Here is a 19,579-nt window from a genome sequence, read left to right as displayed (position 1 = left end):
CGCGCTGCTGCGCACCCGGTGCCGCAGCGTCTCCCGATCCCCGACTCGCGGGACATCGAGGCGGACGAGCGGCCCGAGTACCGCACGAGCTCCATCCCGTCGTCGCGGACCTCGGCCGGATGCTAGCCGAGGGTGAAGGGGTCGCGGGTCTCGCCGGTGAGTTCGACCCACACGGACTTGTTCTCGAGGTAGGGGTCCAGGGCGTCGATGCCGTTCTCCCGCCCGAGCCCGGACTGCTTGTACCCGCCGAAGGGTATGCTCGGGGCGACGGTGCGGTACGCGTTGATCCACACCGAGCCGGCCTTGATCTTCGCGGCTACCCGGTGGGCACGGTGGACGTCCTTGGTCCAGACGGCGCCGGCCAGGCCATAGGGGGTGTCGTTCGCGAGCTTGATGGCTTCGTCCTCGTCCGTGAACGTCACGGCGGACAGCACGGGCCCGAACACCTCTTCGCGGAAGACGGTGTCGGTCGGTTTGACCGACAGGATCGTGGGCTGGACGAAGTATCCGCCCAGGTCGTCAGCGGCAGCGCCCCCGTGGGCGACTGCGGCTCCTTCGCTCTTGGCCGTGTTGAGGTAGTTGAGCACCTTCTCGTACTGGGGCGCGTTCGCGATCGGTCCCATCTCCGTCTCGGGATCGTTCGGGTCGCCGAGCTTGATCCGGGCGGCGCGATCGGCGATGAGTCGGACGAGTTCGTCGTGCACGTCGGCGTGGACCACGAGTCGTGAGCCGGCCATGCAGGTCTGCCCGGTCGCGGCGAACACTCCCGCGATCAGCCCGTTCGCAGCGGCCCGCAGGTCGGCGTCCGGGAAGACGACCTGCGGCGACTTCCCGCCGAGTTCGAGAGTGGCGGGGTTGAGGTTGTCCATCGCCGCCTTGCCGACGATCTTGCCCGTGGCGCTGGAGCCGGTGAAGGCGACCTTGTCGACGTCGGGGTGGGAAGCGAGGTGCGCGCCGGCTGCGCCCGCCCGGTCGGTGACGACGTTGATGACCCCGGCCGGCAGTCCGGCCTGTTCGACGAGTTCGGTGAAGCCGAGGGTCGAGGCGGGCGAGTGTTCCGAGGGTTTGATCACCACGGTGCAGCCCGCCGCCAGAGCGGGCGCGACCTTCCAGGTCATGAGCAGCAACGGCGAGTTCCACGGGGTGATCGCCGCGACGACGCCGACCGGCTCGCGCCGGGTGTAGACGAGGTAGTTCGGATTCGGTGCCGGGATCTGGCGGCCTTCGATCTTGTCGGCCAGTCCGGCGTAGTAGTAATACCACGAGCTCAAGCTGGTGAGTTGCCCGAGCATTTCGCGGTAGAGCTTGCCGGAGTCGTTGACCTCGAGGCGGGCGAGACGTTCGGCGTTTTCGCCGACGAGATCGCCGAGACGCCGCAGGTGGGCCGCCCGTGCGAAGCCGGTCTTCTGCCCCCAGTCGCCGTCGAGAGCGCTCCGAGCGGCCGCGACCGCGGCATCCACGTCGTCGGTGCTGCCGTCGGGGATCCGGGCCCACGACTGGCTGGTGTAGGGGTTCTGGCTCTCGAAGGTTGCGCCGGAGGTGGCTTCGACGGGCTCGCCGCCGATGAGCATCCGGAACTGTTCGAGCTCTGCCATGGTGGTCTCCTCACGCGGTGCAGGGCCAGCTCGCAGCTGCTCCCGGTGGGCGAAGGCTGACGAGCTCGCGCAGTGCACCCGTCACTGCCAAATCGCAGTTGGACGAGTCCACGTCGAGTTCGTCAGCCGCGCCGCCTCTCGGTCGCGGCCACCACGGGCGGCCGATTCGATCATCGGTGCACCGGGTCCCCGTGGGCGCCGCCGCCCGGGTGGCCCGTACCGAAAATCTCCGATGGGCACCAGGACGATTTGTCCTCGGTGGACGTTGGGTTCACTCCGCGTTCTCGCCGGCCGGCGCTCCCGTGCTGTGGTGTGCTGGGGAGGCGCTGGTGACCGGTGCTTTCGGGTCGAGGGTTCCCGCGGCGATCGCTGTCTCCTGGCGTGCGAGTTCCCGGTCCACGGCCCGTGGATCGCCGCTGGCGCGGGCGGCGAGCATGCGGCTCGCGGTCGGTGTCAACGTGCAGCTTCCCGGCACGCCCCGGTGGTCGGCGCAGGAGTGTCCTCCGGTGGGTGCGGGCGGTGCTGCTGATGTCGGCGCTTCCGCGAGCAGTGCTGCTCCGCTGAAGCGGCGGTGGGCAGTGGCGCCGCAGGCCGCGCAGGTCGACTGGGGGGCCACCGGTTGGCGCGCCCACTGCTCGGCCCGGGTGCCGCACGATGCGCATTGGTAGTCGATGAGCATTGGCATGGATGCGCTCCTCGTCACTGGTAGCACTTCGGTGCTGCGAAGTGCTCCCAGTCCTCGGGGTCGTGGGGGATCCAGATGTGCGCGTCGTGGCTCTCCGAGATCTGGCGGAGCCGGTGGATGGACTCGACGGAGTCGCGAGTGTTGTAGTCCGAGCCCATCGGCAGGGTGTCGGTGAGGGCCGAGCGCAGGTGCACGGTGTCGGCCGTGAGCATGAAGTACCGGTCCGGCAGGCGTACGAGGAGGCTGGTGTTGCCCGGTGTGTGACCCGGCATCGCGAGCACGGTGATGCTGCCGTCGCCGAACAGGTCGTGGTCGCCCTGCAAGGGGTGCCAGTCGAAGGAGCGGGTGGCCTCGATGTCCGGCTGGCGGAAGAACACGGAGGCCGCCGGGTTGGGCCAGAACGCGTACGGCAGGTCCGCGGCGCCGATGTAGAACTTGGCCTGCGGGAACAGGTACATGCCGCCGGTGTGGTCGAAGTGCGCGTGCGAGAGCACCACGTGCGTCACGTCGGAGGTCTTGTACCCGAGCGCTTCGATCTGCCGGTCGACGCGCTGCTCCGGGGTGAATTGCAGGCCGATGTGCTCGGCCAGGTCTCCGTACACCCCCTCCGGATCGACCGATGCCTCCGGGACGATCCCGGTGTCGAACAGGACGAGGCCGCGATCGTGCTCGATGAGGAAGGTCGGAACCGGGATCGTGACCTCACCTTCAGCGCCGAGGACCAGCAGGCCCGAGTCCAAGGTGAGGGTGGCGCCGTCCAGGGCCCAAAGACGCTTGATAGTTCCGGTGGTCGTGGTCGTCATGTGTCGTCACTCCTTCGCGGTGTTCCTGTGCGGACTGGCTTTGCACGATCCAGTCACCGCTGCTCTTGAATGGCCCGTTGTGGATGACAGGCCGCGAATCGGCCCGCCTCGTTCGCGCCGTGGTTGCTACTCGTGCATGACCACGCCACGGATGATCTTTCCGTCGCGCAGGTCCTGATAGCCCTCGTTGACCTGGTCGAGGGTGTAGGTCTTGGTGATGAGGTCGTCGAGGTTGAGGTGGCCGGTGTTCCACATCCGGAGCAGCTTCACGATGTCGTACTGCGGGTTGCACGAGCCGAATTGCGCACCCCTGATGACCTTCTCGCTGCGAGTGAGCAGCGCACTCGGGATCTGAATGGTGTCATCCTCCACATTGGCCTGGCCGACGACCACGACCGTGGAGTCCTTGCCGATGATGTCGAAAGCTTGGCGGACGACCGTTGCATCCATGACGCTGACGGTCAGTATCGCCTGATCCGCGCCGTCGCCCCAGGTCAGTTCCTTGACCTTGCGGTCGGCTTCCTCCGGGTCGGCGAAGGTGTGCGTTGCGCCGAACTTCAAGGCGATCTCGCGCTTGAACTCCACGGGGTCAACGACGACCACGTACTGGGCGCCGGCGTAGGCGGCACCCTGCACGGAGTTCATCCCCACACCACCGGCTCCGTAGATCACCGCGGTGTCCCCGACCCGTACGTTGCCGGCGTTGACGGCCGAGCCCCAGCCGGTCGGAACACCGCAGCCGGCCAGCACCGCTACCTCGAGCGGAAGCCACGGGTCCACCTTCACCGCGGACCGGGCCGGGATCGTGGCTCGCTCGGAGAACGTGCCGAGCATGCAGAAGCCGCCCAGGTCACTGTCATCGCGGTGGTAGCGGAACGTCCCGTCGGGCATGTTGCCCTTCAAGATGTTGGCTCCGATGTTGCAGAGGTTGGTGCGCCCGGTTTCGCAGTACCGGCAAAAACCACAGCTGGGCATGAAGCTGCACACGACGTGGTCACCCGGCTCGACGTGCGTCACGCCGGGTCCGACCGATTCGATGACACCGGCTCCCTCGTGCCCGGCGACGATCGGCAACCGGGGGGAGTTGCCGTAGACGCCTTCGACGAGGTGGAGATCGGAGTGGCAGAGCCCGGAGGCGGTGAACTTGATGTGCACCTCGCCGAAGCTCGGCTCGTCGACATCGAGCTCGACGAGCTCGAATTCCGTGCGTCCCCGTTCCATCACTGCAGCGCGCGTCTTCATCGATTGCCTCCTGTGTAGCGGTCGTACGAGACCGTTAGTGGACGACTGATGCGGCATGGCATGTCGCCGCGTGGTTGGATAGTAAGATCAAACTGCCGCGCTTTTTGTCCTACGACCGAGTTGTGCAGCTGCTGCAGAGGCGACTGCGAGATAGATGCGTGTTCTCTTCGGGCGCTAACCGTCGAGGCCTAATTGCGCCTCGACCATCACGGCGCCTTCGCCGTTGAGTACGGCAGTGTTGGCCGAGTTTCCGTCCGGAGTTGCAGTCAGCAGCACGGGATCCCCGGAAAATACCGGTCGGCGAAGCCGGTAGTCCAGGGTGGACACGCGTTGAAGTGAGCTCTGGCAGGTCAGTTCAACCATGAGCAGCACCAGCAGTGGCCCGTGCACGACCAGGTCGGGGTAGTACTCGACGTCCCGGGCGTAGGGCGCGTCGTAGTGGATGCGGTGCGAGTTGGCGGTCAGGGCGCTGTAGCGGAACAACCGGACGGGATCGCCGGTGAACGGTTGCTGCCAGGGCGCGTCCGAGGTGGGCAGTTCCTCGGACCGGGTGGAATCCGGGTTTTTGGCGATGCTCTCGCCCGAGCGGTAGACGTAGTCGTGCTCCTCGGTCAGGCAGGTTCGCCCGTCCTGGTCGAAGACGCTGCGGACCGTCACGAAGACCATCTCGCCGGACCGGCCGGTCTTGACCGAGACGTTCGCGAGCGAGCGGGTGCGCTCGGCGCTGCGGCCCAGTGCCAGCGGCCGGTGCACGGTCAACCGCCCACCGGCGAACATGCGCCTGCGGTCGGGGACCGGCGGCAGGAAGTGGCCCTCGGTGGGGTGGCCGTCCTGTCCGAGCTCGCGATGTCGGGCCCATTCGAGGAAGTAGACCCAGTGCCACAGCGCCGGCAATGTGCCGGAGTTGGACGGGTGCTCGGGTGTGTCGAGCACGGCCGCGAGGGCGTCGGCGGGTCCGGTCGGCAGCGGATCTGAGTCGACCAGGTCCTCGGGGATCCACCCCTGCAGATGCTCGTCGAGACTGGACACGGCCACTCCCTTCGATTGGTCGTACAAATACTCAGATGTGAGCTTAGTCATGTCAAGTCGTCGTTCAGTCTTCCTGGTGTGCGTGACAGATGGTGCGCATTGACCCGGCGATGAATTGGCCGTACCAATGTAGTGGCACACCACGTCGAGCCCGAGGGAGGCACGATGGGCACTCTTGCGGACTCCCTCGCCCGCTGGGCGGGCGAGCTCGACCCCGGCGTCGAGGACGTGGCCCTGGCGCAGCGATCGCTGACCGACACCGCGGCGGTGGCGCTGGCCGCGCGCGAGCACCCGGTGACCGGGATCGCCGCCGCGCTGCCGGACGCCGCGCGCTGGGCTGCCGCGGCGCACGTGCTGGATTTCGACGACCTGCACATCGAGTCGACCACGCACATCAGCGCGGTTGTCGTGCCGGCCGCGCTCGCCACGGGTGGCGGTCCGGAGGCGTACCTGGCGGGCGCCGGAGTGATGGCGCGGCTGGGCACTGCGCTGGGTTGGTCGCACTACTCGGCGGGCTGGCACGCGACGTGCACGGCGGGTGCTCCGGCGGCCGCGGTCGCGGCGGGCAGGGCGTTGGGGCTGTCCGCAGCGGAACTGGCTGCCGCGATGGCGCTGGCCGTGCCGGCGGCAGGTGGGGTGCAGCGGTCGTTCGGCACGCACGGCAAATCGCTGCAGGTCGGGTTCGCCGCCGATGCCGGGGTCCGCGCCGCGCGGCTGGTGCGGGCCGGCGCGAGCGCCGACCCGGGCGCGCTGGAGGAGTGGTTGCGGCTGGTGGGCGGTGATCCCGACGCGGTGGACCCGGCAGGTCCGGCCGTGCCGGGCGGGCTCGCGATCAAGACCTTCCCGTGCTGCTACGCGATGCAGCGCCCGATCGCCGCGCTCCGCGAGCTGCGCGAGGACGTGGCCGGCGAGGTGCGCCGGGTGCGGGTGCGCACGCCGGAGCCCGCGGTGCAGCCGCTGATCCACGACCGGCCGCGGACCGGGTTGGAGGGCAAGTTCAGCCTCGGCTACGCGGTGGCGACCGCGTTGCTGGACCCGTACCCGGACTTCGCCGCGTTCACCGACGAGGCCGTGCAACGCTCCGCGGCGCAGGAACTCCTGCGCACGGTGGAGCTGGAAACCAGCGGCAGCGGATCCGGGTTGCTCACCGGCGAGGTCGACATCGAGGTCGAGCACGGCGACGAGGCGATGCGGGTGCGGTTGGCGCACCCGCCTGGATCGCCGTCCCGGCCTCCGAGCGAGTCCGAACTGGACGCCAAGCTCGCCGCCTGCGGCGGGGATGTCCCGGGTCTGCTCGCCGCCGCTGACTGGGAGTCGACCCGGGAGTTGCTGGCGACGACCTTCCCGCGCTCGGAAGTGGGCGAGCACAACACCTCGAGCCTGACCGCTGTCGGGCGCGATGAACGGGAAATCGAAACCATGCGCGCCGATGGCGCGATCTGAGGCGGGAGAGCTATGAGCACGTGGGACGTTCTCGATTCCGAGGAGCGGATGGTCGTGGAGACCGTCCAGGGCTTCGTGGACGCGGACGTGCGCCCCGTGGTGCGGGAGCTGGAGCACGCCGACACCTACCCCGAGACGCTGATCGAGCAGATGAAGCAGCTGGGCATCTTCGGGTTGGCGATCCCCGAGGAGCACGGTGGCACGGCCGTGTCCACACCGTGCTACGCGCTGGTGACCGAGGAGCTGGCGCGCGGCTGGATGAGCCTGGCCGGTGCGATGGGCGGGCACACCGTGGTCTCCAAGTTGCTGCTGCAGTTCGGCACCGACGAGCAGAAGCGCCGCTACCTGCCGCGGATGGCCACCGGTGAGGTCCGCGCGACCATGGCGCTGACCGAGCCCGGTGGCGGCTCGGACCTGCAGGCGCTCGCCACCCACGCGCGTCGCGACGGCGAGGAGTACGTGATCAACGGCGCCAAGACCTGGATCACCAACTCCCGGCGCTCGCAACTGATCGCGCTGCTGTGCAAGACCGACCCGGAGGCCGAACCCAAGCACCGGGGCATCTCCATCCTGCTCGTCGAGCACGGGCCCGGGTTGAGCGTCTCCCGCGACCTGCACAAGCTCGGCTACCGCGGTGTTGAGAGCTGCGAACTGTCCTTCGAGGACTACCGCGCACCGGCGGATGCCGTGCTCGGCGGGCAGGAAGGACACGGGTTCGCGCAGATGATGAAGGGCCTGGAGACCGGCCGGATCCAGGTCGCCTCCCGCGCGCTCGGCGTCGGCCGGGCCGCGCTGGAGGACGCGCTGGACTACGCCCAGCAGCGCGAAACCTTCGGCAAACCGATCTACAAGCACCAGTCCATCGGCAACTACCTCGCCGACATGGCCACCAAGCTCACCGCCGCCCGCCAGCTCACCCTGCACGCCGCGCGCGAGTACGACGCGGACCGGCGCGTGGACATGGAGGCCGGCATGGCCAAGCTCTACGCCTCCGAGGCCGCCATGGAGATCGCGCTCAACGCGGTGCGGGTGCACGGCGGCTACGGCTACTCCACCGAGTTCGACGTCGAGCGCTACTTCCGCGACGCCCCGCTGATGATCGTCGGCGAGGGCACCAACGAGATCCAGCGCAACGTCATCGCCTCCCAGCTCGTCGCCCGCGGCGGCCTCGATGCGTAGGCCACGCGCGGTCCTCCGGCTGCGGGGCGGTTGCTCCGATGACGAAGAGGGCATCCGGTCTGCAACGACGTCGGCTCTCCGCGGCAAGGCCCGCGAGCGGACCGCTGCTCGGTTCCCGGTCGCGGTCGGTTACTGTCCGGAAGCGACAGAGTGAGGGGGAGGAATGCCGTCGAAGGCCCGGGAGAGCGCCTATCTCCGCCTCGCGCGTGAGCTGCGAGCCGCGATCCTGCAACACCGGTACCAGGACGCGCGGTTGCCCACGGAGGCCGAGCTCGCCGAGAGCTACCAAGTGAGCCGCCAGACCGTGCGCCGGGCCTTCCAAGACTTGGTCGCCGAGGGCATGGTCTACAGGGTGCCGGGCAGGGGCACGTTCCCCGCGCCGCGCGAGGAGCAGTACCTGCGCCAGTTCGGCTCGGTCGACGACCTCATGGGGCTTTCGATCGACACCACCATGCGGCTGGTCACCCCCATGCACCGGAAGGTCCAGCTCGACGCCGCCGGGCGGCTGCAACTGCACTCGGACCGGGTGCACACGCTGGCCTTCCTGCGCCTGCACGACGCCACGCCGTTCTGCCTGACCACGGTCTACTTGCCGCCGTCCGCGGGTGCGCTGGTGGAGTCGCGTCCGGAGTTGACCGAGGTCGGTTCCCACAGCGACGTCACGATCATCGGGTTGCTCGACGGCAAGCTGCCCGATCCGATCGCCGAGGCCGAGCAGAGCATCACCGTCGACCACGCCGGCGAGGAGACCGCGGAGCAGCTCGGCTGCGAACCGGGCCGGGCGCTGCTGCGGATCGACCGCCTCTACCAGTCCACGGCGGGCCAGCCGGTCGAGCTGGCGGTGAGCTACTTCTTGCCCGAGCACTATTCGTACCGCGTGCGGCTGCGACGCAACGTCCGATGAGCAGCAGCGGCGCAACGCATCGGAGGCACGGGTGGCGCGTCTTGCGGGGTGATCTTCCGTCTGTCGCAAGAAGGAATGATTACCCAAGGGCTTCACTCATGATTAACTGGGGGCACACATCAGCACCACCTGGTTAAACAACAAGCTGAGATCCCGTCTTGGGTCCCGGTGTTGGCATGGGAGTGGAACGTTCCCGCTTGACCGGGCGATCGCTACTCGTGGACCGTCCACCACAGCGGGCGCGGTCCACGAGACCAGCAGACTCGAATGTTGACCGGGTCAAGTTGAGTCGCGTTCTTGGCGCGGGGTGACGTGGACGGTGCCCAGCTGGGTCAGGTGCAGGTTGGTATCCGCGAACTTCGGTGCCACTGCCTGCAGTGTTTCGAGCATGAATTCGGCGACGGGCGTGGGTGCTCGGTTTGTCGGACGGGCCAGCAGGATCCGTCGGGTCGGCGCGGGCACCCTGGCATCGAAGTTGATCAGCCGAACGTCGTGGCGGCGGTTGGTCAGCGCCAGCCGCGGTGCGATGGCGAGACCGAGTCCCGCTGCCACCATCGCTTGAGCCTCCTGGTAGTCGTGTGACTCGTAGGAGATCGCCGGTTCGAATCCCGCCAGACGGCAGCTGCGGTGCAGCACCTCGGCAACCGGATGGTTGTCCGCGCGGGTGATCCACTGCTGGTCGGCCAGCTCGGACAGCTCCACGCGAGGCTGTTCGAGCAGTTCGGAATTCGCCGGGACCACCAGCACCGTCGGATCGTCCAGCAGGTGCGTCACCTGCAGAGACTCGTCCTCGATCCGGTTCCACTCGTAGTCCCAGAGGATCGCCAGTTCCACGTCCCCGGAGTGGAGCAAGTCCAGCAGGCCGGTCAGCAGCGATGACCGCACGGTGACCCGAACGCCGGGGTGCTTGCGGGAGAACCGAGTCAACGCGAGCGGGAGCAACGAGGAACTGGCGGTCGGGAACGCCCCCATCTTCAGCTCGCCCCGGTCCAACCGCGCGAACGAATCCAGGTCCGCCTGGGCTCCCCGCAGTTCGCTGCGGATGCGGTGCCCGCGCACAGCCATCGCCTCGCCCGCGTCCGTGAGCCGAATACCGCGCGGCAACCGCTCCACCAGCGGCTGGCCCGCTTCCGCTTCCAGCCGCGCGATCTGTTGCGACGCGGCGGAGGGCGTGATCGCGAGCGCCTCCGCCGCCGCGCTGAGCGATCCGCGGTCGGATGCTTCGGCCAACAGCAATATGCGGCGCACGTCCATGCGCACTCCCCTCGGTATGAGCTGTGCTTAATGCAGGATAAGTACGTGAACATTGTTGTAAATGCTCCCCGGTGCCACAGTCCTCTGCATCCAGCGCGGCGATCAGCGCCCGCGCCAGGAAGGAAGGGAGGTGCACCGTGCGGGTACCGGCGAGCTTGGTGCGTGGCGGCACGAGCAAGTGCTGGCTGTTCGAGACCGCTGCACTGCGCGACCGAATGGACCTCGACCTGCCGAGTCTGGACCGATTGCTGGTCAACGCCTACGGCGCTGGCGATCCGGCCCACATCGACGGCGTCGGCGGGGCTACCCCGACCACTTCCAAAGCCGCGTTCGTGCAGTCCAGTGACCAACCGGGAATCGACGTCGACTACCTCTTCGGGCAGGTCGGTATCGGCGTCGCGGGTGTCGAATGGGGCAGCAATTGCGGCAACTGCGCAACGGCCATCGCGTTGTGGGCGGTCACTCGCGGTCTCGTCGCGCCTGCGGGGGATCGGACCACGGTCGTGCTGCGCAACAGCAACACCGGTGCCGTACTGGAAGCCGACGTCGACACGACCGGTGGCCGGGTTCACGAGTTCGGAGCGGAAGCAGTGCCGGGTACGGACGCGGGCGGGGTCGGAGTGGGGCTGGCCTTCCTCGACCCCGCGGGCAACACCACAGGGCACGCACTGCCGACCGGGAACGCGGTGGACGAGCTGCTCGTCGACGAAGTTCCGCTGCGGGTGAGCATGATCGACGCCGGAGCACCGGTGGTGCTGGTCGACGCGGGTTCGCTCGGGCTGACCGGGCGCGAGCCGATCACACCGGGGCTCGTCGAGCGGCTCCGCCGGGTGCGCCGGGCGGCCGCACAACGGATCGGGCTGCCCAGCGGTGACGCGATTCCGAAGGTCGGAATCGCGGGGAGCCCGCCGTCCGGTTCGACGGAGGTCGACGTGTGCGTCCGCATGCTGTCGATGAACGCACCGCATCCGACGATCGGCCTGACTTCGGCGGTCGCCGTCGCCGTCGCGGGGTCGTTGTGCAAGTCGGTCGTTGCCGCCCACTCCACCGCTGGCGAGGCGTCGTCGCTGCGGATCGGCATACCCGACGGTGTCGTCGCGGTCAGATGCGCGGACTTTCGCGACCGCTTGCCGCGACGGGTCGCCGTCCAACGCGCTGCCCGGATCCTCTGCGATGCCGAGATCCGAGTGCCCGAACCGGCCGCGCCTTCTGCACCGCGTCTTTAGCGCGTCCGCGCCGAACCGAACTGAGGAGGAATGATGCAGTCTGGTGAGAAGTACGACGTCGTGGTCGTGGGTGGCGGCAACGCCGGTTTCAGCGCCGCGCACGCCGCGGCCGAACGCGGGCGGCACGTGCTGCTGCTGGAGAAGGCGCAGCCGGGTGCGGCCGGTGGCAACAGCTACTACACCGCAGGTGCGTTCCGCATCGCGCACCACGGTCTCGGTGAACTCGCCGATCTGCTCGACGATGACGACCGCCACTCCGCCTCTCTGCTGGAGCCCTACACCGCGCAGGAGTTCGCCGGCGACGTGGCGAAGGTGACCGGTGGGTGCAACGATCCGGCTCTGACCGGGGCCGTGGTCGATGACAGCCAAGAAGTGCTGCGCTGGCTGCACCGCAAGGGACTGCGGTTCCGGCTGATGTACGAACGACAGGCGTACCCGGACGATCAGGGACGACACGTGTTCTGGGGTGGTCTCGCGGTCGGCAGTACCGGTGGCGGCAAAGGACTGGTCGAACAGCACACGCGTGCCGCAGCACGGGCCGGGGTGGACATCCGCTACGGCGTGCGCGCGCAGGAACTCGTGCTGGACGGCGGTGCGGTGATCGGTCTGCAGTGGACCGACGAAGCAGGTGGATCAGGTGTGCTGCACGCGGATTCCGTGGTGCTCGCGGCAGGCGGGTTCGAAGCCAACGCCGACCTGCGTGCGGAACACCTCGGCGAGGATTGGCGCCACGCCAAGGTGCGCGGCACCCCGCACAACACCGGCGACATGCTGAGCGCAGCGTTCGAGGCAGGTGCGGCCTCCCACGGCGACTGGAACACCTGCCACAGCGTCGCGTGGGACGCCTGGCACCAGGGCAATGAAAGCAACCGGGGCTTCACCAACCAGCTCACCCGGGGCGGCTACCCGCTCGGCATCGTGGTGAATGCGCGCGGTGAACGCTTCCTCGACGAAGGCGCCGATTTCCGCAACCTCACCTATGCCAAGTACGGCGCCCGGATCCTGCAGCAGCCGGGTGGCGTCGCTTTCCAACTGTTCGACGCCACCACCCGCGGCTGGCTGCGCGCCGAGGAGTACGACATGCCCGACGCCTCGGTCGTCGCGGCGGACTCGTTGGAAAACCTCGCCGCGGGGATGGACGTGGAAGCAGCCGCGCTGAAAAGCACCGTCGCTGATTTCAACGCCTCGATCGACCGCTCCGTCCCGCTGGACATCGCCTCCCTCGACGGGCGGGTGGCACACGTCGCCCCGGCGAAGTCGAACTGGGCGATTCCGCTGGAAACCGCGCCGTACTACGCCTTCCCGGTAACGTGCGGAATCACGTTCACCTTCGGCGGCTTGCGCGCGGACACCCGCGGGCGGGTGCTGAACGAGCTCGGCGGGCACCTGCCGGGGTTGTTCGTCTGCGGCGAAATGCTCGGCGGCCTCTTCAGCGGCAACTACCCCGGCGGCACCGGGCTCACCTCGGGCGCCGTGTTCGGGCGCCGGGCCGGTTCCCTGGCCTGACGAGCTCCACCGCACCGGAAGCAACGGCGCGTCGTCACGGCGCAACAGCCGCGGGCCGGCGATTTTCGGCCCGGGACAACCAAGACCAGTGGTAGGACAGCGATGTCTGAGATCATTCCGCTCGTCGCGCTCGGCGCCATGTTCGTCGTCGCGACATTACTTCCCATCAACATCGGAATCCTCGCGTTCATCGGCGCGTTCCTCGTCGGTACCACCTCCCTGAACCTGACCGAGGAGGAGATCCTCGCGGGGTTCCCCGCGTCACTGTTCGTCACGATTGCCGGGGTCACCTACTTGTTCGCGGTGGCCCAGCGCAACGGCACCGTCGACCTGCTGGTGCGGTCCGGGGTGAAACTCGTGCGCGGCAAAGTCGCGTTGATCCCCTGGGTGCTCTTCGCGGTGTGCGGGATGCTGTCCGCGCTCGGCACCTTCCCCACCGCGGCCATCGCGCTGCTCGCCCCCGCGGGGTTGAAGTTCGCGCAACGTTACGGCATGAGCCAGTTGCTCATCGGTGCGGTGTTGGTGGCGGGCGCACACGCCGGGTCGTTCTCCCCGATCGCAGTATCCGGCGCGCTCGTGCTCGGCATGATCGAACAGACGCCGCTGCACGTGGCGCCGTCCGCGTTGTTGTTGGCCAGTTTCGCGTTCAACGTCCTGATCGCGGCGGTGAGCTTCTTGGTGCTGCGCGGTCACCGGAGAGCCGAGCCTGCAACGCCCCAGCAGGATCCGGACCAGGACGAGGCCGACGCCGCCGGGGCGGTCGACTGGCGGCAGGCACTGACCCTCGCGATGCTGGTCCTGCTGGTCCTCGGCGCCTTGGTGTTCCAGCTGGAGATCGGCTTCCTCGCGCTGGGGGCCGGTGCGTTCCTCGCACTGATCGACATCAACCGGCAATCCCGGGCGATCGAGGGGATCAGCTGGTCTACGATCTTGCTCATCGGTGGGATGATCACGTACGTGGGGATCCTGGAGCAGGCAGGCACCATCGACGGGATCTCCCACGGCGCGTCCCGCCTGGGGAGTCCGCTGCTGGTGGCGTTGCTGCTGTGCCTCGTGGTCGCCGTGGTCTCCGCGTTCGCGTCGTCGACCGCCATCCTCACCGCCATCATCCCGATCGCGGTTCCGCTGCTGCTGTCCAGCGACCTCAGCGCAGCGGGGCTGGTCGCCGCGCTGGCAGTGTCGGCCACGATCGTGGACACCTCGCCGTTCTCCAGCAACGGTGCCCTCGTGCTGAGCAACGCCAACGGCTCGGACAGAACGCGAATCTACCGGCAACTGCTCGGATACACCGGCACCATCGTTGCCATCGGCCCGTTCTGCGCGTGGGCATTCCTGGTCGTGCCCGGTGCGGTGTGAACGGGGCGTCCCGCTTCCGCACGTGTTGGCCGGTCGATCATACGAGAACCGTTCCGGAAGAATGCCCTGTGCGACGAGATCGGCTGGTGTATGCGCTTGGCGATCGCCGGGACGCGCTCGCCGACGCTTTCCAATCCGAGTTACCAGCAGTGGTCGTGAAGGCCGGGAGTCCAGCTTGTTCGCAAGAAGGATGAGGCAGTAGGAACGCCGCCGGAGCACAGGAGAGCGCCCGCAGGCACTCAGCCGGACGAGAGGGGATCGAGCAGCAAGGCCCCCTCGGCCTCGACAACTCCGGACGTTCCCGGGGTGGGGTGCTGGTCACCCGGACAGGCCCGTGATGCGTCGTGCAGCTCCGTCACGCCGGGACGGATGCGGAAGCTCGGGGTTTCATGGGCGTGCCGGGGGTTCCGATGGGGATGGGATCGTCCGTGCCGTGTCGATTGTCGTGGGCGTGTGCGGCTTTTCCGGCAGGGGGTTGAGCCGGCCTTCAGTCTGCTGGGGCTGCGCGAGCACGGCGGCGATCCCGGTGCGTAATGTGGCCAGGGCCTGCGACGGCGTGTGGGAACCGTAGAGCAGGCGCATGGCCAGCCCGTCGGAGAGGGCGATGATCGCTGCGGCCGTCTCGGGCGCGGTGCCCAGGTATGCGGTGAGCTCGTCCTGTATCTGCTGGTCCAGCACGCGCAGCCGGTCGGCGAGCCGTTCATCGTGTGCCGCACGCAGCGCGAACTCGTGCAGCACCAGGGTGTCCACCCGGCGTGGCTCGTCCAGCGGCAGGGTTGCGGCCACCAGCGCGGTCACGGTCTCGACCGGGTCGCCGTCCCGGGGGACGGCGTCGATGCGCGCGCCGGACCGTTCGCAGTAGAGCTCCAGCGCGGCCGTGAGCATCTCGTCCTTGGTGGCGAAGTACTTCTGCACCGCGCCGGGCGAGCGCCCGGCCGCGGTGGCCACGGTGCGCACGCTGACCGCGTCGATGCCCTGCTCGGCGCAGCCCTGGTGCTCGTCGGAATCCTGCTGCGCGTCTACGGCGGGGACACCGATGTCGGGCCAGTCAACCTGACAACCCTCGGCAACGTGCTCTGGATCGTCGGCGGCGTGGAAATCCTGGTCACCCTCGGGTCCCTGCTTACCCCGAACCGGCAAACCAAGTGACCACTCCTCGCCGGCTACGGTCGAGCGGTTCGAGCACGTCGACGCAAGCTGGCCTGTTGCTGCCCGGTTGAAGATACACTCTCGCGGTCGAAGAGGGGCTGCGGTCGCTCACGCCCGACCTCAGGCGGCCGTGGGAACGCCCCACTTCGCCGAGCCGCTTCACCCCCCGCCCGGCTGCGACGGGGGTTTCGCAATCTGCGCGTGACGACGCCGTGCCCAGCGCATGCACCAAAACTCATCCGAGCCGTCCCCGGACGCCCTCCCAGCTCGAGAAGCCGCCACCGCGCCGCCCGCTACGACGTGGGACGCGTCCTCGCCACCGGTGAGGCATACACCCGCCCTGTCCACCACAAAAGGGCACCAAACCCGACGCGGAAGTTGAACGACGAGCTGAAGCAGGTCGTGGCCTTCGACCAGAACACCGGGTGTCGTTTCTGTCGGCACGGCGACATAATCGGCTTGCGCTTGGGCGGAAGCATCACGGAACTGGAGGGTGCACGTGGAACTGCGTCACCTCGAGATGTTCGTAGCCGTGGCGGAGGAACTCAACTTCCGCAAGGCGGCACAACGGTTGCACATGTCCCAGCCGCCGTTGTCGCAGCAGATCAAGCGCCTGGAAGGTGAGGTCGGGGTAGCGCTGCTGTGGCGTACGACCCGCCATGTCGCCCTGACCGCTGCGGGAGAGGCCTTCCTGGGTGAGGTGCGCAAGATGCTCGCCGCCGCGCATGCGGCGCCGGTGGTGGCGCGCAAGGCCGCGGCAGGGCAGATCGGATCCCTCCGCCTCGGCTTCAGTGGGCCCACCTCCTACGAGGCGCTTCTGCTGATCGTCCGAAAGTTCCGCGAGCGCTACCCGCAGGTCCGCTTCGAGATCGTCAGCCCGCTCTACGGCGGCGAGCTCGTCGAGCGGATCAACCGGGAGGAGCTGGATGCGGGGCTGTTGCGGTTGCCGATCCCGTCGGAGAGGGGACTGAACGTTCGTGAGTTGCAGCGACATCCGCTGGTGATGGCGGTGCCCACCGGGCATGCGCTGGCCGAGCAGGATCAGGGCAGCCTCGATGACATCAAGGACGAACCCATCATCACCTACCCCACCGGCAGGGGGTCGGTGGTCAACCAGATCGTGCAGGCGGCTTGTCTGCAGCGAGGATTCAGCCCTCACTTCGCACAGGAGGCACCCGACACGCACACCATCCTGTCGTTGGTGGGCGCCGGCTCCGGGATCGGCTTGGTACCGGCGAGCGCGGGACACCTCGAGTTGCCCGGTGTCGTGCTGGTCCCCCTGCCCGGTGCACCGGCCATACCGTTGGCGCTTGCGTGGCGGGAGGACGATCCCAATCCGGCACTGCACGCTCTGGTCGACCTGCTGCACGAGGTCGTCGAGGAAGTCTAGGGCCCGGCGCGGTGGAGTGCGCCGACGGACATCGCCGAGACCTCCGGTCCGCGACGAGCGCGGATGGCACGCCCCGGGCTGACTCTGTTCTCCCTGGGTACGCGAGATTATGTCGCCCGAGGCAATCACGTGTGCACCGACTCGGTGTTGGACAGCGCACAGTCGACGTCCTAACTTCATATCAATCGAAAAGCGCCCTGGCATTCGGCCGGTGCCTCGGCGTGAACCGCCCGGATCCCGGTAACGCGCAGCCGGGTCAATGCACCGCTTCCGTGAGCCGGTGACGTCCACAGGGCATTGTGAGGGCATCGACCATGCGTAACAAGATTTTCCCCGAGCACGAGAAGATGGCTCGCAAAGCGGGTATTGCCTCGTTCGTGGGGACCACCATCGAATGGTACGACTTCTACCTCTACGGTACGGCGTCGGCCCTGGTGTTCGCACCCTTGTACTTTTCGGACGTGCCACCGTCGATCGGACTCGTGCTCTCCTTCGCCACTTTCTGGGCGGGATTTCTCTCACGGCCGTTGGGCGGGATCGTCTTCGGGCACCTCGGTGACCGCGCCGGACGCAAGGCGGCGCTCGTCACGACACTGCTGCTGATGGGATTCAGCGCGGTCGGTATCGGGTTGCTCCCGACCTACGCCCAGATCGGTGTGGCCGCACCGGTGCTGCTGACGCTGTTCCGATTCGTCCAGGGACTGGCCGTCGGCGGCGAGTGGGGTGGCGCGGTGCTGATCGCCACCGAGCACGCGAAGAAGGAGCGCGGCTTCCTGTTCGGGGCGTTTGCCCAGCAGGGATCGCCCGCAGGCAAGCTGCTCGCCTGGGCGGCGTTCGTGTCCGCCTCGCAGTTGATGCCGCAGCAGGCGTTCCTGAGCTGGGGCTGGCGCATCCCGTTCCTGGCTTCTGCTGCCTTGGTGGTGGTGGGACTCGTAGTTCGGTTGAGCATCACGGAGTCTCCGGCCATGGCCGAGCTGGCCTCCAAGGAGAAGAAGGAGCGCATACCGCTGATCACGCTGTTCAGGTCACACGCGAAACCCGTGCTGATCGGCATGTGCGCGGTCATCGTCATCTTCACGGTGGCATACGGCAAGAACGCGTTCGCGCTGTCGTGGGCCACCAATGAGGTCGGCTTCACCCAGGACACCTTCCTGAGCATTCTTCTCATCAGCGCGGCGGTGCAGTTCCTGGTGCAGCCGTTCGGCGCGGTGCTGGCGAGTCGTTGGAACCCCCGGAAGGCCGTCACACTGCTGCTGATCCTCGAAATCCCCGCGTTGGCAGTGATGTTCATGATGATTGGAACGGGCAGCATCGCCTTCGCCGTATTGGGCACCATTCTGGCGACACTGCCCGACGTCATGTACTACGCGCTCGTGGCGGGCATGCTCTCCCAGGCGTTCCCGGCCGGGGTTCGCTACACCGGGGTGTCGATGACGTATCAGCTGACCGGTTTGGTGGGCGGTTTGACCCCGTTGCTCATGCAGTCGCTGTTCACGGCGTTCGGATCGATCGTCCCGGTGATCGCCTATGCCCTGGCCACGGTGCTCACGTCGCTGTTCGGTGCCCGTGCGCTGCTGGGTCTTTCCAAGCGGGAGGAAACCGCCGAGGCCGACGGGGTTTCCGCTACCACGCACGCCTGATCAGGTGAAAGGAAACGGGACAGATGGATTCGGAACTGTTCGACGACGTGCTGCGGACTGTCCGTGACTTCGTGCGCAGCGAGGTGATTCCCTGCGAGGACGAGATCGAGGCGGCCGACGCGATCCCGCAGCGCCTGCGGGACACCGCTGCCGAGATGGGACTTTTCGGTTTCGCACTGCCCGAGGAGTACGGCGGGCTAGGGCTCTCGACGAGCGAGGACGTACGTCTGGCGATGGAGCTCGGCTACACGACTCCGGCGCTGCGGTCGATGTTCGGTACCAACAACGGGATCGCCGGACAGGTGCTGGTCGGCTTCGGCACCGAGGAGCAGCGCAAGCAGTGGCTGCCTCGATTGGCGTCCGGAGACGCCATCGCCTCGTTCGCGCTGACAGAGGACGGCGCGGGGTCGGATCCAAGCCGGGTGCGAACGCGGGCCGTGCGCGACGGTGATGACTACGTGCTGACCGGAACCAAGCGATTCATCACCAATGCCCCGGAAGCCGATGTGCTGGTGGTCTTCGCCCGCACGAACGAGAACGTTGCGCCGCACAAGGGGATCTCGGTGTTCCTGGTGGAGACGGGCCGTTCCGGGGTGCGGATCGGGCAGCCGGACGCCAAGATGGGCCAGTCCGGTGCGCACACCGCCGAGGTCTTCTTCGATGACGTGCGGATTCCCGCGGAGTCGCTGGTCGGCGGAGAGGAGGACACCGGGTTCGGGGCGGCGATGGCGTCGCTGACGCGGGGCCGGTTGCACATCGCCGCTCTCTGCGTCGGGATGGCGACCCGGATCCTCGACGAGGCAGTCCAGTACGCCGCCACCAGCGAGCAAGGCGGCGCCCCGATCGGTCGCTTCCAGCTGGTGCAGGCGCAGCTGGCCGAGTCGCAGGCCGAGCTCTACGCCGGCCGGTCGATGGTGCTCGAGGCGGCTCGCGAGTTCGACTCCGGTACCGATGCCCGCATGGCACCGTCGAGCGCGAAGTTGTTCTGCAGCGAGATGGTCTCGCGGGTGGCCGATCGTGCGGTGCAGGTGCACGGTGGCTCCGGCTACATGCGCGGTGTGGCGGTGGAACGCTTCTACCGCGACTCCCGGGTGTTTCGCATCTACGAGGGCACCAGCGAGGTGCAAAAGCTCATCATCGCCAAGCAGCTCCTGAGCCGGTCTGCCGCATGACGGTGC

General features: G+C 67.9%; 16 protein-coding genes and 1 pseudogene. 10 read left to right on the top strand and 7 right to left on the bottom strand.

Features of this window, described 5'->3' with window-relative positions:
* Positions 1-122: 122 nt before the first annotated feature.
* The 5 genes from ACVGV2_RS12760 to ACVGV2_RS12740 all read right to left on the bottom strand — a co-directional run bounded on the left by ACVGV2_RS12760 (position 123) and on the right by ACVGV2_RS12740 (position 5,354).
* The gene (locus tag ACVGV2_RS12760) at positions 123-1,595 is read right to left on the bottom strand and encodes an aldehyde dehydrogenase (protein ID WP_459162595.1); all 1,473 of its coding nucleotides are present in this window, start codon (positions 1,593-1,595) and stop codon (positions 123-125) included.
* Positions 1,596-1,866: 271 nt separating this feature from the next.
* Positions 1,867-2,280: an FmdB family zinc ribbon protein gene (locus ACVGV2_RS12755; protein ID WP_459162594.1), complete on the bottom strand. Its 414-nt coding sequence runs from the start codon at positions 2,278-2,280 to the stop codon at positions 1,867-1,869.
* Positions 2,281-2,294: 14 nt separating this feature from the next.
* Positions 2,295-3,083, bottom strand: coding sequence for an N-acyl homoserine lactonase family protein (locus tag ACVGV2_RS12750; RefSeq protein WP_459162593.1), 789 nt, complete (start codon positions 3,081-3,083; stop codon positions 2,295-2,297).
* Positions 3,084-3,209: 126 nt separating this feature from the next.
* Complete coding sequence (locus ACVGV2_RS12745; RefSeq protein ID WP_459162592.1) at positions 3,210-4,325, bottom strand: NDMA-dependent alcohol dehydrogenase; 1,116 nt, start codon at positions 4,323-4,325, stop codon at positions 3,210-3,212.
* Positions 4,326-4,499: 174 nt separating this feature from the next.
* On the bottom strand, positions 4,500-5,354 hold the full coding sequence (locus tag ACVGV2_RS12740; protein ID WP_459162591.1) for an HTD2 family dehydratase: 855 nt from the start codon (positions 5,352-5,354) through the stop codon (positions 4,500-4,502).
* Between the two features lie 165 nt (positions 5,355-5,519).
* Between ACVGV2_RS12740 and ACVGV2_RS12735 the strand changes: the two genes are divergently transcribed.
* The 3 genes from ACVGV2_RS12735 to ACVGV2_RS12725 all read left to right on the top strand — a co-directional run bounded on the left by ACVGV2_RS12735 (position 5,520) and on the right by ACVGV2_RS12725 (position 8,880).
* Positions 5,520-6,797: an MmgE/PrpD family protein gene (locus ACVGV2_RS12735; protein WP_459162590.1), complete on the top strand. Its 1,278-nt coding sequence runs from the start codon at positions 5,520-5,522 to the stop codon at positions 6,795-6,797.
* Between the two features lie 12 nt (positions 6,798-6,809).
* Positions 6,810-7,976 (top strand): acyl-CoA dehydrogenase family protein, encoded by a 1,167-nt coding sequence (locus ACVGV2_RS12730; RefSeq protein WP_459162589.1) that lies wholly within the window; start codon positions 6,810-6,812, stop codon positions 7,974-7,976.
* Positions 7,977-8,139: 163 nt separating this feature from the next.
* Positions 8,140-8,880 (top strand): GntR family transcriptional regulator, encoded by a 741-nt coding sequence (locus ACVGV2_RS12725; RefSeq protein WP_459162588.1) that lies wholly within the window; start codon positions 8,140-8,142, stop codon positions 8,878-8,880.
* 279 nt (positions 8,881-9,159) lie between these two features.
* Here the strand turns inward: ACVGV2_RS12725 and ACVGV2_RS12720 are convergent, their stop codons facing one another.
* Positions 9,160-10,134 (bottom strand): LysR family transcriptional regulator, encoded by a 975-nt coding sequence (locus ACVGV2_RS12720; protein ID WP_459162587.1) that lies wholly within the window; start codon positions 10,132-10,134, stop codon positions 9,160-9,162.
* Positions 10,135-10,271: 137 nt separating this feature from the next.
* Between ACVGV2_RS12720 and ACVGV2_RS12715 the strand changes: the two genes are divergently transcribed.
* The 3 genes from ACVGV2_RS12715 (at position 10,272) to ACVGV2_RS12705 (ending at position 14,222) form a co-directional block, all read left to right on the top strand.
* The gene (locus ACVGV2_RS12715) at positions 10,272-11,360 is read left to right on the top strand and encodes a PrpF domain-containing protein (protein ID WP_459162586.1); all 1,089 of its coding nucleotides are present in this window, start codon (positions 10,272-10,274) and stop codon (positions 11,358-11,360) included.
* A 33-nt stretch (positions 11,361-11,393) separates the two neighbouring features.
* Positions 11,394-12,866, top strand: a complete 1,473-nt coding sequence (gene tcuA, locus ACVGV2_RS12710) for an FAD-dependent tricarballylate dehydrogenase TcuA (protein WP_459165975.1) — start codon at positions 11,394-11,396, stop codon at positions 12,864-12,866.
* 102 nt (positions 12,867-12,968) lie between these two features.
* Positions 12,969-14,222: an SLC13 family permease gene (locus ACVGV2_RS12705; protein ID WP_459162585.1), complete on the top strand. Its 1,254-nt coding sequence runs from the start codon at positions 12,969-12,971 to the stop codon at positions 14,220-14,222.
* A gap of 387 nt (positions 14,223-14,609) precedes the next feature.
* Here ACVGV2_RS12705 and ACVGV2_RS12700 read toward each other — a convergent pair whose 3' ends face one another.
* Positions 14,610-15,362, bottom strand: a complete 753-nt coding sequence (locus ACVGV2_RS12700; RefSeq protein WP_459162584.1) for a TetR/AcrR family transcriptional regulator — start codon at positions 15,360-15,362, stop codon at positions 14,610-14,612.
* A 110-nt stretch (positions 15,363-15,472) separates the two neighbouring features.
* On the opposite strand from ACVGV2_RS12700, the pseudogene ACVGV2_RS12695 reads away from it, so the two are divergent.
* The 4 genes and pseudogenes from ACVGV2_RS12695 to ACVGV2_RS12680 all read left to right on the top strand — a co-directional run.
* Positions 15,473-15,746: pseudogene (locus tag ACVGV2_RS12695) on the top strand (NF041680 family putative transposase); the annotation flags it as partial.
* Between the two features lie 124 nt (positions 15,747-15,870).
* Positions 15,871-16,761 carry a LysR substrate-binding domain-containing protein gene (locus tag ACVGV2_RS12690; protein ID WP_459162583.1) on the top strand — a complete coding sequence of 297 codons (891 nt, stop codon included), beginning with the start codon at positions 15,871-15,873 and terminating at the stop codon, positions 16,759-16,761.
* Between the two features lie 314 nt (positions 16,762-17,075).
* Positions 17,076-18,401 carry an MFS transporter gene (locus ACVGV2_RS12685; protein WP_459162582.1) on the top strand — a complete coding sequence of 442 codons (1,326 nt, stop codon included), beginning with the start codon at positions 17,076-17,078 and terminating at the stop codon, positions 18,399-18,401.
* A gap of 23 nt (positions 18,402-18,424) precedes the next feature.
* On the top strand, positions 18,425-19,573 hold the full coding sequence (locus ACVGV2_RS12680) for an acyl-CoA dehydrogenase family protein (protein WP_459162581.1): 1,149 nt from the start codon (positions 18,425-18,427) through the stop codon (positions 19,571-19,573).
* Positions 19,574-19,579 lie beyond the last annotated feature (6 nt).

This window comes from Bounagaea algeriensis, assembly GCF_054491375.1.
This window is presented reverse-complemented; position numbering and strand designations above follow the sequence as displayed.

Excerpts from the sequence above, each read along its gene's own strand:
- ACVGV2_RS12760 (WP_459162595.1), bottom strand. The coding sequence starts at position 1,595 with ATGGCAGAGCTCGAACAGTTCCGGATGCTCATCGGCGGCGAGCCCGTC.
- ACVGV2_RS12755 (WP_459162594.1), bottom strand. The coding sequence starts at position 2,280 with ATGCCAATGCTCATCGACTACCAATGCGCATCGTGCGGCACCCGGGCC.
- ACVGV2_RS12750 (WP_459162593.1), bottom strand. The coding sequence starts at position 3,083 with ATGACGACCACGACCACCGGAACTATCAAGCGTCTTTGGGCCCTGGAC.
- ACVGV2_RS12745 (WP_459162592.1), bottom strand. The coding sequence starts at position 4,325 with ATGAAGACGCGCGCTGCAGTGATGGAACGGGGACGCACGGAATTCGAG.
- ACVGV2_RS12735 (WP_459162590.1), top strand. The coding sequence starts at position 5,520 with ATGGGCACTCTTGCGGACTCCCTCGCCCGCTGGGCGGGCGAGCTCGAC.
- ACVGV2_RS12730 (WP_459162589.1), top strand. The coding sequence starts at position 6,810 with ATGAGCACGTGGGACGTTCTCGATTCCGAGGAGCGGATGGTCGTGGAG.
- ACVGV2_RS12725 (WP_459162588.1), top strand. The coding sequence starts at position 8,140 with ATGCCGTCGAAGGCCCGGGAGAGCGCCTATCTCCGCCTCGCGCGTGAG.
- ACVGV2_RS12720 (WP_459162587.1), bottom strand. The coding sequence starts at position 10,134 with ATGGACGTGCGCCGCATATTGCTGTTGGCCGAAGCATCCGACCGCGGA.
- tcuA (WP_459165975.1), top strand. The coding sequence starts at position 11,394 with ATGCAGTCTGGTGAGAAGTACGACGTCGTGGTCGTGGGTGGCGGCAAC.
- ACVGV2_RS12705 (WP_459162585.1), top strand. The coding sequence starts at position 12,969 with ATGTCTGAGATCATTCCGCTCGTCGCGCTCGGCGCCATGTTCGTCGTC.
- ACVGV2_RS12685 (WP_459162582.1), top strand. The coding sequence starts at position 17,076 with ATGCGTAACAAGATTTTCCCCGAGCACGAGAAGATGGCTCGCAAAGCG.
- ACVGV2_RS12680 (WP_459162581.1), top strand. The coding sequence starts at position 18,425 with ATGGATTCGGAACTGTTCGACGACGTGCTGCGGACTGTCCGTGACTTC.